Raw genomic sequence first — 14,989 nt, forward strand, 5'->3', positions numbered from 1 at the left:
AAGGGGTAGCGTCCTAATCCGAGTGGAAGGCTATTTATAATAAAATAGTCACACGCAACGCATAGAGCTTGAACCTGCATAAGCAGAATATAACAGCTCCAAGAGGCCGCATTGCCAGCCGGTACGATATAAATCGTGGTAAAAAGATATGCTATGCTGAGCGTGAAATGACACGCTGATGAAAATGGGCGAAAGCCCCAGAGAGGTGGATAAAAAGCCGCCTGATAATAACAATCAGATAACACAAAATATCAAAGATCTACTGTCTTCCAGAGAGATTGAGAATATATTTGAAAATTCAGACTTCATTTATATGCTGAACCAGGCTTCCGGAGACAGGCAGATTCTGGCAAAACAGCTGAATATCTCACCAACCCAGCTGTCCTATGTAACCAACAGTAATGAGGGTGAAGGACTTCTGTTTTATGGAAATGTCATTATCCCATTTGTAGACAGATTCCCGAAGAATTCCCTCTATAAAATCATGACAACCCGCTTGGAGGAGACTTCTGAAGCAGGTTAAAACAAAGGAGAAAACAATGTTACGAGCAATTTCATATGTATTAACTTTTAGTGGCGGTGCTGTTTTTGGCATCGCTTTTCTCTGTTTATTACAGGCAGGGAAAGGGTATCCGAAGAAGGAGGAGTAATCAGTGGCAGAACAGAGAATGAAAGTCAGGGACAAGAAAGTCCAGAAAATGACCAAGGATGGTCTGGTGGAAGAAAACCTGACGGATAAATCTTCTGTTCGTGTCAGTAACCGTGCCAGTGATGTGCGGATGGGAAGAAAACAGGGGGAAAAAGAAGAAAACCTTGTGGATAAGTCTCCCCGCCAGTCTGAACGGAGTGGGAAAAATATTCGTCCCTCTGTGCAAAAATCCAGAGATGCACCGGAACTGATACGGACAGAGAAGCAAAGTGAGGATTTTGGACAAAATAGAAAGCAGCAAAACCGGAAAAGGATTCGTGCTGAAGTCGGAAAAGAATCCAGACTTGCAGAAAAATCTGAAGCCGGACAGTCAGGGAGACTGAAAGAAAAACGTGCTGATCTATCAGAAAACAGAGGAGACAGCCGGAGAAATCAGACCGGCGGCAGCAAAAAGCCAAAACAAAAACAGCGTTTGAAATTTGCTTATGAGGAAACTGGTGCTTCTGTGAAAAATGACAAAGATATGGAAAAATTGAACCAGATGGATACGGATGGAGTCAATTTCCGCCATCAAAAACAGAAGGAAAAAGCCAAAAAGTTTTCTTATGAGGAAGCAAAAAAGAAAAAGGAAGCTAAGCAGCATTCCAAGAAGGCACAGGTCTATCGGGCAAATGAAGGGGAAGCTCCTGGAAAGAAGAAATCCCGCTTGAAGTTTGGCGAAGGTGAATCTGTGAAAACAGAAAAAACTTCTGCTGTTAAGAAAGCAGGAAGTGCAACTTCCGTAGCATTGCACCGTGAGATCAGCAAAAATGAAGACGATAATGCGGCAGTAGAAGGTGCCCATAAGTTAGAAGAAAGTGGCGAAGGTGTTTACCGGCTGGAACAGAGAAGTGCCAGACGCAGGAAACAGAGGGCATCCAGAAAAAGAAGCAGACTTGAAAGACAGGAAGAGAAACAGACACAGGCTGCAGCCCGTCAGGAGCAGAAGAAACTGAAAAAACAGATTCAGAAGCAACAGATCAAACGGGATTATGCCAAAGCGAAGCGAAGTGAACAGACAGTAGGAACAGCTACAAAAGGTACGATTGATTATATTAAGAAGATTGGCGGTAAGGTCACCAACTTCTTTAAAGAAAACCGGAAGGTGTATATCAGTGTAGCAGTTCTGATCGGATTGATGTTTCTGATCATAACGAATGTCACGTCTTGCTCTGCAGTGTTTTTACAAAATGTGATCACTTATACCGGAACCAGTTATCTGTCATCGGATCAGGCAATCCGGGAAGCGGAACTGTATTACACACAGCTGGAAGCTAATCTGCAGGAGCGGATCAACAACATGGAATCTGAAGAACCGGGACATGAGGAATACCGATATAACATCGGACCTATTGAGCATGATCCGTTTATCCTGATCAGTTATTTGTCAGCAAAGTATGAAGAATTTACCTTTGAACAGGTAAAGCCAGAACTGGATGCTCTTTTTGCATTGCAGTATCGGTTAGAAACAGAAGCAGTCAATGAGACTGTGACAGAGACAGCAACTGTAAGAGTTGGAGAATCTTTGGGACAGGTTGTGACCAGTGGGTATTGTAACTGCCCAATTTGTTGTGGTATTTGGAGCGGAGGACCGACTGCCAGTGGAGCATATCCAACTGCCAATCATACCTTAGCGGTAGATGCTTCCAATCCGTTTGTACCAATGGGAACAAAGGTAGTTATGAATGGTGTCGAATATACTGTAGAAGATACCGGAGCTTTCGCAAGATACGGTGTACAGTTTGATGTCTATTATGACAGTCATGCGGCAGCATCTGCACATGGACATCAAACATGGGAATGTTATCTGGCAGATGATAATGGAAGCAATGAAGTGGAAGTGACCAGGACAAGAGATGTAGATGTGCTGAATGTCACCTTAAATAGTGGAAACCTGATGTCAATCTGTCAGGACAGGCTGGGATTTTTCCAGAAAGAACTGTTCAGTGCCTACAACGATACAAAAGGCAACTTGCAGATGTTTGCAACACCGGTTGATTTTAACTGGTATTCCAGTGTGACCAGCTATTATGGATACAGGATTCATCCAATATCAGGAGCAAATCAGCTTCATAATGGTATGGATATCGGAGCACCGGAAGGGACAAAAGTAATGGCAGGGCTGACCGGAACGGTTACAACTTCTGCTTATAACGACAGCTATGGCAATTATGTTGTGATCAAGGACAGTAAAGGCTATGAACTACGGTATGCACATTTAAGCAGCCGGAGTGTATCTGCAGGAGCATCCGTCACGAAAGGTGATGAGATAGGTCTTGTAGGAAATACTGGAAATTCCACAGGAAGCCATCTTCATATTGAACTTCTGAAAAATGGAGAGCGGTTAAACCCGATCTTTTATCTGGAAACAGGAGAAGGGGCAGGATTTGGCGGCAATGAATATACCAGTGAAGCAGCACAGCGTTTGTTAAATGAAGCAGCGAGATATCTCGGAACACCATATGTGTGGGGTGGATATTCCCCAAGTGGATTCGATTGTTCCGGATTTGTAAGCTACTGTCTGACAAACTCTGGTGTAAGGAATACAGGAAGACTAACAGCACAGGGACTGTACAACATTTGTACACCAGTATCCCAGTCGGAGGCACAGCCGGGAGATTTGATTTTCTTTACTGGAACTTACGACGCAGGGGAGCCGGTAACGCATATCGGAATCTATGTAGGCAATGGTCAGATGATCCATTGTGGACATCCGGTGCAGTATACGTCCATCAATTCCCCATACTGGCAGAGCCATTTCTATGGATTTGGACGATGGTAAGAAAAAAGGGCGGCTGCATCAGCCGTCCGGAAAGGAGAAGCGATGAAAAGTCTTGAAAAAGCAACGGCGGATTATGAGAAAGCCAAGGAAAAAATGGAAGCATCCAAAGCCAGATATGAAGCAGATTTAAAGCGGTTCAAGGCTGCGGAGATTGCAAAAACAGAAGCGGAAAATCTGGAAATTGTAAAAATTATCCGTGCAATGGATATGAGTATTCCGGAATTGGAAGCTTTCAAAAAGAGAATGAAAAATGAACTGCCCGGCAGGGTAGAAATACAGAAGGAGGAAACAAGGTCTGATGATGAATTTAGAGAAGATGAAACAGAAGAAATCTAAAAATAGCGTGAAAAAAGGATTGCTTGCAGCAACGACATTTCTTTGCCTGACAACACCTTTGCTCCAGACACAGACTGCTTATGCAGCTGAAAATACCACACCTGCAATCACGATTGAGAAACCGGATGGCTGGAAACAGGGAGAAACAACCATTGCTGTCACGGTAGATGCCAGTCATATGCCGGAAGGATTCTCAATAGCAAAAATTGAAGCAAAAGCAGGAAAAGATGGAAGCTGGCAGGATGTAACCGGAAGCGGAAGTATCACGATCACTGGAAATCAGACAGTGTATGTGCGTGTGACAGATGGTGAGGGGAAGGTCTATGAGCAGAATCGCTCTATTAAGTGTTATGACACGGAAAAGCCGACACTCTCTGCTTCTCTGACAGATGGTGTGCTGACGATTCAGGGGAATGATACAGTATCAGGGATTACTGCGGTAACAGTTAATGGCACCACTTATACAGATCTGAAGGATGGAATGCTGAGAGTGCAGCTGACACAGAAAGATTTTACAACAAAACAGATTGAAATCACGGTAACAGATGGTGCCGGAAATACTTCTGAGAAGTATGTACTGCAGAATCCTTATTATGAATGGGCAAAGAAGCAGGCAGAAAAACAGAAATCTTCCAGTGACAGCAATGGTGCAATGGCAACTACGACCAGTGCAGATGCAACGGGGACTGAAAAAACAACGACTTCTCCGCTTCCGCAGGATGCACAGGCTTCTGAGCCGACAGATGCAAAAGGAACCGTGGATGATCGGACAGTAACAGGTATTGAGGAACAGCTTAATAAAGAAGGCGAGACGGCAGAAGCCGTTACCAAAACAGCTACGGAAGGCACAAAAGAGTTTTATACCATTTCAACGAAGAGTGGTAAGATTTTCTATTTGATTATTGACAATTCAAAATCTCAGGATAATGTGTATTTCCTTACCGAAGTCAGTGAGAAAGATCTGATGAACTTCACACTTTCTGATTCAGTGACACTTCCGGAAGTAGATACTGTTTATGCAGAACCAGAGAAAAAAGCAGAGGAAGAAAAATCGGAAACGACAGAGTCAGCCGAGAAAGATAAGGTAGAGGATGAAATCCAGATGCCAGAAGATAAAAGCCCGTTTGGAACGTATCTTTTGATTGCACTGGTTGCAGTCGGAGCTGCGGCAGGAGGATATTATTTCAAAGTCTATAAACCAAAGCATGAATATGATGACGAAGATGAGATGGAAGAGGATGAAGATGAATCCGAAGATTCAGAGTCAGAAAAACGGGAAGTAGACGATGCAGATGAGCAGGAAGAAAGTGCAGAACCGGAAATCCTGAGAGATGAAGATTTTAATGATGATGTACTGGAAGATGAAGAAGAGGAGCAGGAGTAAATGAAATTAGTGATTGCAGAAAAGCCATCGGTTGCGATGGCACTGGCTTCCGTGCTTGGAGCCAGAACAAGAAAAGATGGCTACGTGGAGGGAAACGGTTATATCGTTTCCTGGTGCGTAGGACATCTGGTTGGATTATGCGATGCATCGGAATACGATGAAAAATATAAAAAATGGAGATATGAAGATCTGCCGATTGTGCCGGAATGCTGGAGACACAAGGTTTTGGATGGAACAAAGAAGCAGTACGGAATCTTGAAAAAACTGATGAGAGATTCCAATGTAGATGAAGTGATCTGTGCTACTGATGCAGGACGTGAAGGAGAGTTAATCTTTCGTCTGGTGTATGAGCAGGCAGGATGCAAAAAGCCGATGAAGCGGCTCTGGATCTCTTCCATGGAGGAGCAGGCAATTAAAGATGGATTTGCGTCATTAAAAGACGGTTCGTGTTATGACAGTCTCTATCAGTCAGCACTTTGCAGGGCAAAGGCAGACTGGCTGGTGGGAATCAATGCGAGCCGTCTTTTTTCCGTTCTGTATAACCAGAATCTGAAAGTCGGAAGAGTGCAGACACCAACACTTGCCATGATCGTGGATCGAAATCAGAAGATCAAGGAATTTACCAAAGAAAAATATTATATGGCTCATATCAAGTTTGACGATATGGATGCAGTCACAGAGCATTTTCAGAAAAAAGAGGATGCAGATAAAGTGGCTGCGGACTGTCGGGAGCGTATGTGCGAAGTGGAAAAGGATGATGTGAAAGAGAAGACGGTACGCCCTCCAAAACTCTATGATCTGACCACTCTTCAGAGGGAAGCAAACAGAATGTTTGGCTATACCGCACAGCAGACGCTGGATGCCGTGCAGGAGATGTATGAGCAGAAGCTTGTCACTTATCCGAGAACAGACAGCCAGTATCTGACAGATGAGATGGGAGAAAGCACAGAAACTCTGATTCAGATGTTACTTGGGGAAATGCCTTATGCTGAAGGCATGGAATATCAGCCAGACGTGAGTAAGTTATTAAATTCAAAGAAAGTATCTGATCACCATGCGATTATCCCAACCATGGAAGTAGCCAAAGCAGATATTGGTGAACTGAAAGAACGAAACCGTAAGATTTTGTATCTGATCAGTGCCAGGGTACTGACAGCAACCGCAGATCCTTATATTTATGAGAGCCATAAATGTCAGATTACCTGTAATTATCATACGTTTTATCTCACAGCAAAGAAAACAAAGCAGGAAGGATTCAAGGCGATCGAAAATAAATGGAAACAGTTCTTTGGCGTAAAGATTGAGAAAGAAGAGCCGGAGCTGGATATCTGGGCAGGCAAGCATTACGGCCCTTGTGATTCTTTTGTATCGGAGCATTTTACACAGCCACCGAAACAATACACAGAAGATACCCTGCTTTCTGCAATGGAACGTGCAGGGAATGAAGAACTGACCGAAGATACAGAAAAGAAAGGACTTGGCACACCGGCAACAAGGGCAGCAATCATTGAAAAACTGATTCAGTCTGGTTTTGTGAAAAGGGAAAAGAAAAATCTGGTGCCGACAGATGATGGCAATGTACTGATTACGGTTCTGCCGGATGAGATTAAATCCCCGAAGATGACAGCAGAGTGGGAAATGGCATTGAATCACATTGCCCAGAATACAGAGACAGCAGATGAATTTCTAAATGGGATTACAGAGCTGATGCAGGAACTGGTTGCCAGATATCAGGGTATTTCAGAAGAAAAGAAAGGGCAGTTTCAGGGAAAAGCAAAAGGAGAAGTCATTGGCAAATGTCCCCGCTGTGGAGCAGATGTCAGGGAAGGAAAAGTAAACTTTTACTGTTCTGACCGGAACTGTGCTTTTACCTTGTGGAAGAATGATAAATTCCTTGCAAGCCAGGGGAAAAAGATGGATAAGGCGGCAGCAAAGAAGTTCCTGTCTAAAGGAAAAATCCATTATAAGGATCTGGTATCCAGAAAAACAGGGAGACAGTATGAAGCAACTGTGGAAATGGTTGATCCTGGCGAGGGAAATGTGCAGTTCAATCTGATTTTTCCACAACGATAAGTAGTGTATTGCAGGCAGTCTAAGGACTGTCTGTTTTATAAAAAAATAGTGGCTCTGAACAATTGCCACAAATATATGAAAGAGAGGACCTTAGCATGAAGAAAAAAGGTAATTTTAGAAAAGTAGTATCTGGCTTGCTGGCAGGCATGACAATGCTTAGTACCGTGTTATCTCCGATGACTGCATATGCAGCGGAGATCCAGCCAGAGAAAAAACCGCCACTTTATGAGGAAGTGAAAGACCTTCTGGATGAAGATGAGGTGGTGACTGCCAAAGATTATGAAATCGAAACAGGCAGTGTATTTGATGTGAAATCAGACTACACAGGACTGGAAATCAAGGATGATAACAAGGTCAAAGTCATATTTGAGGAAGCAAAGAACGACAAGAATGAGGATTTTACGACAGATCATGCGGACACTTACAAAGCGGTCTATTATGTGGAACCGGTAAATCAGGAGCATCCGAAGTACCAGATCAGCCGAAAGCTGATTGTGCGTGAGAAAGAAACAGAAGTGCAGACAGAAACTGCAGGGAGTGAAGCAGTAACCGAATCCGAAACAGCTGGCAGTGAACAGCAGACAGAAGAAGCGGAGGATTCAGAATCGGACTCGGAGATTACCGATATTGATGCTGATGAATTTGATGATTTAGTCGAGCAGGCACAGAATCAGGATACCTATGATGAAGAATCAGGGTTAGAACTTCATGATGTTTTGGAACAGGCAGGAGACGAAGGTGTGGATCTTGAATCTATGGAAGAGGGAGAGATTGCAACCTTTGAAGCAGTTTCGGCTTATTCAGCAAGAAGTACACAGCAGGTAACGATTGAAAAAGGACCTCTGTATAGATATGCAGATTATAATCTTGGAACCTATCTGACAGAGCCGTACTATATCAGCTACGGAAGCGTCAGAGCAATTGCGTATTGTGTACAGCCAGCTAAGCCAGGGCCTGGATCTGGAAATTATACAATTACAAAGATTGGAGACAATCAGGCGTTAGCAAAAGTGTGTTATTACGGTACAGATGCCGCAGGAAGCGAAAGTTTTTTCGCTAATAAACACACAGATTTTTCAGAAGGAAAAAGATTCATCATTATTCACATGGCTGCATCTTATGCCAATGGAAGCAGTGATGCATTCTATGGAACAAATGCTACAGGCGAGGCTTTGGCAAAAGAACTCTATAATTATTGTGTGAATAAGCCGGAAATACCAGATGTAGCGATGTCATTTTCCAAACCGAATGTAAAAGCTTATGTAGATGGAAATGTTCAGAGAACGGAGAACATTCAGTTCAACGCATCTTCCCAGCAGAAAATTACAATGGACTTACCAAAGGGAGTAAAGCTCCATAATGTATCTACTGGAAATGTAAGTGCGGCAGGTGCAAGCGTAACAATTGGAGGAGGAACCACGTTTTATCTCTCGGCTCCTCTGACACAGACAAAAGATGTAAGTGCTACTTTTTCTGCAAAGATGAAGGGAAGTATTACAAAAGATTATTCAGCATATAAACTGACTACGAATGCAAGTGTTCAGGATCTGGCATTTGTGTTTGGAGAAGGTGTCGCTGATGAAAAATATGTAAGCTTAAAGGTGTCCTGGATTGAACAGGCTACGATCGAAATCGTAAAGAAAGACGATACAGCGGATGTCAATCTTGCAGGTGCAGTATTCGGTGTATACAGCGATGAGGCTTGTACAAAGCTGATCACTCAGATGCCGGCAACAGATAAGAATGGAAAATCTTCTGTTACGATCATCAAGACACAGGATACGGTTTATCTGAAAGAGATCACAGCACCACAGGGATATGTAGTAAATGCAACGGCAACAAATGTAAAACTGGTAGCAAGTAAGACCTCAGCTGTAACCGTGGAAAATAAAGAACAGCTGGCAGAGCTTACCATTTACAAAGAAGGACAGGTTCTGACCGGAGCAGATGTCAGTGAAAATGGAACGGTATTTCAGTATGAAAACCGAAGACAGAAAAATGCAGTGTATAACGTGTATGCAGGGGCAGATATCGTAACAGCTTATGGCACAAAAGTGTACAGCAAAGGTGACCTTGTAAAAGAAAACCTGACAACAGGTGAGAATGGTTCTGTCACACTGAAAAACCTGCATCTTGGAACCTACGTGGTAAAAGAAACAAAAGCACCGGACTCTTTCTATAACGGCAGCGAAGAAAAGTCAGTGACTCTAACTTATGCTGGTCAGAATAAAGAAGTTGTATTTGCAGATGTGACTTTTAACAACGAGAGACAGAAAGCAGATGTTTCCGTAGTAAAACAGGATAAAGACACCAAGAAACCACTGAAAGGCGGTATTTTTGCTCTGTATGCATCCGATGATATCAGAAATGCAGACGGAAGCGTTGTTGTGAAAAAAGGAACGCTGATTGAGAAAGTAACTACTGGCGAAGATGGAACTGCAAAATTTACAGCAGATCTTCCGATTGGATATTCCTATTCTGTAAAAGAAGATCAGGCGCCGGAAGGCTATGTAAGAAATACAGAAGATGTGTATACGTTCAAGTTTTCTTACACCAATGATAAAGAAGCAACCGTATCTTTTGCCCATACCTTCAGCAATGACCGTGTGACAGCAAAGATCAATTTATTCAAAGTTGATAAAGAAACAGGAAAAGCAGTACCACAGGGAGATGCCACACTGAAAGGTGCAGTTTATGGTCTGTATGCCCGTGAAGATATTGTGCACCCGGATGGAGCAACGGGAACTATTTATAAAGCAGGAGAGCAGGTAGCTTCTCTTACAACAGATGACAAAGGACAGGCTTCTGTAAATGGCTTATATCTTGGCAAATATTATGTCAAAGAGATTACTCCGCCGACCGGATACCTGGCAGATGCAGAAGAGCATGATCTTACGTGCAGTTATGAAGGAGATATGACAGCAGAAGTAAAAAGAGAGTGCACTTCCAGTGAGCAGGTCATCAAGCAGCCATTCCAGATCATCAAAGCAGCCAACAATGGAAAGACAGATGCAGATCTGTTATCTGGAGCTGGATTTACAGTTTATCTGAAATCTTCCCTTACAAAGAAAGCAGATGGAAGCTATGATTTTGATTCTGCCAAACCAGTAGTGAGCGGAGAAAATGGAGCAACTGAGATTTTCACAGATGAAAAAGGGTATGCCTGCAGTATTCCATTACCATTTGGAAGCTATATCGTGCGTGAAACTACAACACCGCACAATTATAAGCCAGTCGATGATTTTGAAGTGAATATCACAGAGCACCATCCAAATGAGCCGCAGATCTGGCGAGTGCTTCTGGATGAAGAGTTTAAGGCAAAACTAAAAATCGTGAAAAAAGACGATGAAACAAAGAAATCCGTATTGATTGCCGGAACAGAATTTAAGGTATATGACCTGGACAACAAAAAGTATGTGGAACAGGTAACAACTTACCCAGTGACAACCACTCACAAGTCCTATTTTACGGACAGCCAGGGATATCTGATCATGCCGAAGAATCTGAAGATCGGACATTACAGGATTGAGGAAGTCAATGCACCGGAAGGGTACACGATTAATAAGAATTATGTAGAGATTGCGGTGGATGCTAACACAGCATACCAGATGGATTCTGAGAGTGGAGAGGCCATTATTACGGTAGATTACGAGAACCATCCGGTAAAAGGAAAGTTGACGATCTATAAAAAAGGTGAGATGCTGACCGGATTTAAAAAGGATTTTGTTTATGAAGAAAGATACCTGAAGGGTGCATCATTTCATGTCTATGCATCTGAAAATATCTATACACCGGATTATCAGAAAGATGAAAACGGAAACAGACAGCTGATCTATGCAAAAGATGCACTGGTAACAACGGTAACGACTGGAGAAGACGGAAAAACAGTTGCTGATAATCTGCCACTTGGTTCTTACTATGTAGTAGAAAAGACTGCACCGGAAGGATTTGTCCTGAACCATGACAGATCAGATGTCGCATTTGTCTATGCAGATCAGGATACACCTGTGATCGAACAGGAAGTGACGGTTGGCGATGACCGCCAGAAAGTTGCAATCCAGGTAGAAAAACAGGATGCAGAAAATGGTGCAACCGTAGCAGGAGCTGTCTTTGGTATCTATAACAAGGCGGATATCAAGGCAGATGGAAAAGTGATTGTGAAAGCAGATACACTCTTACAGAAAATGACTTCTGATAATGATGGTCTTGCAGCATGTACGCTGGATCTGCCACTTGGACAGTATTATGTGAAAGAGTTAAAAGCACCGGTGGGATTTGTATCCTCTGATGAAATTCTGAAACTGGATGCTTCTTACCAGGGACAGGATGTGAAAACAGTAAAACTGAAAACAGTGAAAAAGAACCAGCCGACAACAGTAGAAATCACAAAATCTGATGTAACAACAGGTGTGGAACTGGATGGGGCAAAACTCACCGTTCTTGATAAAGAAGGAAATGTTGTGGATCAGTGGATTTCTGTAAAAGATCAGCCACATGTGATCAAACGACTGACAGTTGGAGAGGAATACACCCTTCGTGAGGAAATGGCACCTTATGGTTATCTGAAAGCAACGGATGTGAAGTTCACGCTGGAAGATACCGCAGAGATTCAGAAAGTAGAGATGAAAGATGAAGTACCGACAGGACTTCTGATCATCAACAAAAATGGAGAGTTTTTGGATAAAGTGACACTTCTGGATCATGTAAAAGGTACTGTGGAGCATCTCTTTGAATATGTAACTGGAAGTCTTACAGATGTAACTTTCGATGTATTTGCTGCGGAAGATATCAAAGCGGCAGATGGTGTCAGCGAAGATTATTTCAAAGCAGATGAAAAAGTAGGAACCATTACTACGGATTCCAATGGTGTTGCACAGATGGGAGATCTACCGGCTGGAAAATACTATGTGAAGGAAGTAAAAACAGCCCATGGTTATGTGCTGGACGGAGAGCCGAGATATGTTGACCTTTCCTACCGAGACCAGAATACACCAGTCATCACTTATGATGAAAAATGGCAGAATGCCCGTCAGAAAGTAAAGGTTACGGTTCTGAAGAAAGAAAAAGACACAGAACGTGTTCTTGCAGGTGGTGTCTTCGGTCTTTATACCAGTGAAGATATCAAAAATGCAAAGGGCGAGGTACTTCTTGAGAAAGACAGTTTGATCGAGCAGCGAGTAACAGATGAAAAAGGACAGATTACTTTTACGGCAGATCTTCCGGTAGACGGAAAATACTATGTGAAAGAGATCTTTGCGCCGGACGGATTTGTTACAACAGAAGAAGTACAGGAATTTACCTTTGAATATGCCGGAGAAGACCAGGCAGAAGTAAGCTACGACTTTACTTTTGAAAATCAGCCAACCACAGTGGAGCTGTCCAAAACAGACCTGACAACAGGTAAAGAACTTCCAGGTGCACACCTGAAAGTAACGGATTCAGATGGCAATACAGTAGATGAATGGACTTCTACGGAAGAATCCCATGTGATCAAAGAACTGGTTGTTGGTAAGAAATACACCATGACAGAGACAAAACCGGCAGATGGATATGTCACTGCAGAAAGTATTACTTTCACAGTAGAGAATACAGCAGAGGTTCAGAAGCATGAGATGAAAGATGATGTGACAAAAGTAGAGATCAGTAAGACTGATATCACAGGAGAAACTGAGATTCCAGGTGCGAAACTGACGATTCTCGATAAGGACGATCAGGTAGTAGAGAGCTGGATTTCCACAGAGGAAACACACTATATCGAAAAACTGACAATCGGTAAATATACCTTACGTGAAGAGCAGGCACCGAAAGGATATCTTATGACTGCTGATGTGACATTTGATGTGAAAGATACCGGAGAAATCCAAAAAGTGGTTATGAAAGATGATACTGCTAAGGGAAAAGTGATTCTCAATAAGACAGATAAATCGTCAGGAGAACCACTGAAAGGGGTAGAATTTGAACTCCGTGACAGCAAAGGAAAAGTTCTGGAAACCTTAAAGACAGATGCTGCCGGTCATGCAGAAAGCAAGCTGTATGAGATTGCCACATTTAAGAATGGCAAATATGATACCGCTATCAAGTATTATCTGGTGGAAACAAAAACACTGGATGGATACACGCTGGATCAGACCAAGCATGAAGTGACATTTTCTTATGTGAATGACAGTACACCAGTTGTGGAAGTTACTTTCAATCTGACAAACGAGAAACCGGAAGTTCCAGAAACACCGAACACACCGGAGACACCACAGTCCCATGAAGAGACGAAGGTATCAAACGCACCGAAAACAGGTGACAGCACAAATATCTGGCTGCCGATCCTTCTTCTGGTAATCTCCACAGGAGGTATGGCAGGACTTTATATCAGAAAAAAGAAAAACAGAAAATAGTAAAGTAATTAATTTGCAGTAAAGGGGGCCCTGAATCAGGGCTCCCTTTTCAATACAACTAATGAAAGAAAGGAACAGAAAACTATGATGAAAACAATGGAAAAAAGACAGGAAGCAAAAAAGAACCAGGAGAAAACTTTAAAGAGAATGATGGCTTATCAGAAGAAAGCCGAGCAGATGGTCAGCAGAAAAAGAATGAACCATCACATAATCAGAAAGGGGTAATAACGTATGATGAACAGAAAAGAATTTTATGAATATGTAAAAGATAATGTAAAGGCATATTTGCCAAAGTCTTATGAGGAAGGCGAGATTAAACTTCAGGAAGTTGAAAAGAATAATGGGTTGAAGCTGACAGGTATCACAATTCCAAATGGAGATCAGAGAATCGTACCAACAATCTATCTGGATTCCCTTTATCAGGAATATATCAATGGAAAAGATGTAGATTCTTGTGTTGGTGATGTAGCTGACATGCGTATTGAGGCACAGGGCAAAGCAGAATTTTTGAATATGGGAGTTCCTGATATTCTGGATTATGAAAAGATGAAAGACAAATTACAGGTGAGAATTTGTGACAAGGAATGGAATACAGATCGTCTGGAAGACAAAGCATTCACAGAACATGGAGATTTTGCAGCTTATTATGCAATAAATCTGGAGGAAAATAGAGAAGGGATTAGCAGTATTCCGGTAACAATCTCTCTGATGAATGAATGGGGAGTATCTGTTGAACAGATTCAGGCAGATGCGATGATGGCAGATAGGAACAGAGGAGTGCGACTGGTAGATATGACACAGATTATCGAATCCATGATTTTTGGAGGAACACCAAAAAATCTTTTAAATGAAAAACTGGATATGGAAACCGTGGAGAATCCAATGTTCTGTCTTACAAATGAATCAAAGATGAATGGAGCTTCTTTGTTACTGCAGGAAGATATTCGTAAACAGATTGGGGAATGCCTGGAAAGCAATTACTTTGTCATCCCATCTTCCATTCATGAAGTGCTGATTATCCCAGATAACGGAATTTTTCAGGTTTCTGAATTAAATGCAATGGTGCAGGAAGTCAATGAGACACAGGTGGAAAGACAGGAGCAGCTTTCCGATAAAGTTCAGTTTTGTGATGGAAAGACGGCAGTTATGGAAAATGCTGAGCGCAGAGAAGCACGTATTGAAAAAGCAAAAGAAGCAGAAAAAGCTGAGACAAAAGCGGCTTCAAAGGGTGGAATCCATGGAAGATTGGAGAAAGCCAAGGCAGAGATCAAAGCGAAAGAGGTAAATAAAGCCCCAAAGGATAAGTCAAAAGATCTTGCCGCAGCATTATAAAGAGA

At 42.4% G+C, this 14,989-nt stretch carries 7 protein-coding genes and 1 pseudogene; all 8 read left to right on the forward strand.

Annotated elements, in window-relative coordinates; genetic code table 11:
* Positions 1 to 238: 238 nt before the first annotated feature.
* Positions 239 to 523 (forward strand): annotated as a pseudogene (locus NFS18_RS08475) (hypothetical protein); the annotation flags it as partial.
* Positions 524 to 668: 145 nt separating this feature from the next.
* Positions 669 to 3,470, forward strand: coding sequence for a CD1108 family mobile element protein (locus NFS18_RS19710; protein WP_251389662.1), 2,802 nt, complete (start codon positions 669 to 671; stop codon positions 3,468 to 3,470).
* 42 nt (positions 3,471 to 3,512) lie between these two features.
* Positions 3,513 to 3,806, forward strand: a complete 294-nt coding sequence (locus NFS18_RS08485) for a DUF4315 family protein (protein ID WP_028086445.1) — start codon at positions 3,513 to 3,515, stop codon at positions 3,804 to 3,806.
* Positions 3,769 to 5,190 (forward strand): CD1107 family mobile element protein, encoded by a 1,422-nt coding sequence (locus tag NFS18_RS08490; RefSeq protein ID WP_331477602.1) that lies wholly within the window; start codon positions 3,769 to 3,771, stop codon positions 5,188 to 5,190. Before NFS18_RS08485 ends, NFS18_RS08490 begins: the two co-directional genes overlap by 38 nt.
* Positions 5,191 to 7,263: a DNA topoisomerase 3 gene (locus NFS18_RS08495; protein ID WP_251389645.1), complete on the forward strand. Its 2,073-nt coding sequence runs from the start codon at positions 5,191 to 5,193 to the stop codon at positions 7,261 to 7,263.
* A gap of 95 nt (positions 7,264 to 7,358) precedes the next feature.
* Entirely contained in the window at positions 7,359 to 13,652 is a 6,294-nt protein-coding gene (locus NFS18_RS08500; RefSeq protein ID WP_251389646.1) for a SpaA isopeptide-forming pilin-related protein, read from the forward strand.
* Between the two features lie 84 nt (positions 13,653 to 13,736).
* Positions 13,737 to 13,877 carry a hypothetical protein gene (locus NFS18_RS08505; protein WP_251389647.1) on the forward strand — a complete coding sequence of 47 codons (141 nt, stop codon included), beginning with the start codon at positions 13,737 to 13,739 and terminating at the stop codon, positions 13,875 to 13,877.
* 6 nt (positions 13,878 to 13,883) lie between these two features.
* The gene (locus NFS18_RS08510; protein ID WP_251389648.1) at positions 13,884 to 14,984 is read left to right on the forward strand and encodes a DUF5688 family protein; all 1,101 of its coding nucleotides are present in this window, start codon (positions 13,884 to 13,886) and stop codon (positions 14,982 to 14,984) included.
* The last annotated feature ends 5 nt before the right edge of the window (positions 14,985 to 14,989 follow it).

Origin of the sequence: Mediterraneibacter agrestimuris (assembly GCF_943193195.1) — a bacterium.
Taxonomy (GTDB): domain Bacteria; phylum Bacillota; class Clostridia; order Lachnospirales; family Lachnospiraceae; genus Schaedlerella; species Schaedlerella agrestimuris.

What these genes read in the sequence shown, in the direction of transcription:
- NFS18_RS08490 (WP_331477602.1), top strand. Translation starts at nt 3,769, where the DNA reads ATGATGAATTTAGAGAAGATGAAACAGAAGAAATCTAAAAATAGCGTG.
- NFS18_RS08510 (WP_251389648.1), top strand. Translation starts at nt 13,884, where the DNA reads ATGATGAACAGAAAAGAATTTTATGAATATGTAAAAGATAATGTAAAG.
- NFS18_RS19710 (WP_251389662.1), top strand. Translation starts at nt 669, where the DNA reads ATGAAAGTCAGGGACAAGAAAGTCCAGAAAATGACCAAGGATGGTCTG.
- NFS18_RS08505 (WP_251389647.1), top strand. Translation starts at nt 13,737, where the DNA reads ATGATGAAAACAATGGAAAAAAGACAGGAAGCAAAAAAGAACCAGGAG.
- NFS18_RS08495 (WP_251389645.1), top strand. Translation starts at nt 5,191, where the DNA reads ATGAAATTAGTGATTGCAGAAAAGCCATCGGTTGCGATGGCACTGGCT.
- NFS18_RS08485 (WP_028086445.1), top strand. Translation starts at nt 3,513, where the DNA reads ATGAAAAGTCTTGAAAAAGCAACGGCGGATTATGAGAAAGCCAAGGAA.
- NFS18_RS08500 (WP_251389646.1), top strand. Translation starts at nt 7,359, where the DNA reads ATGAAGAAAAAAGGTAATTTTAGAAAAGTAGTATCTGGCTTGCTGGCA.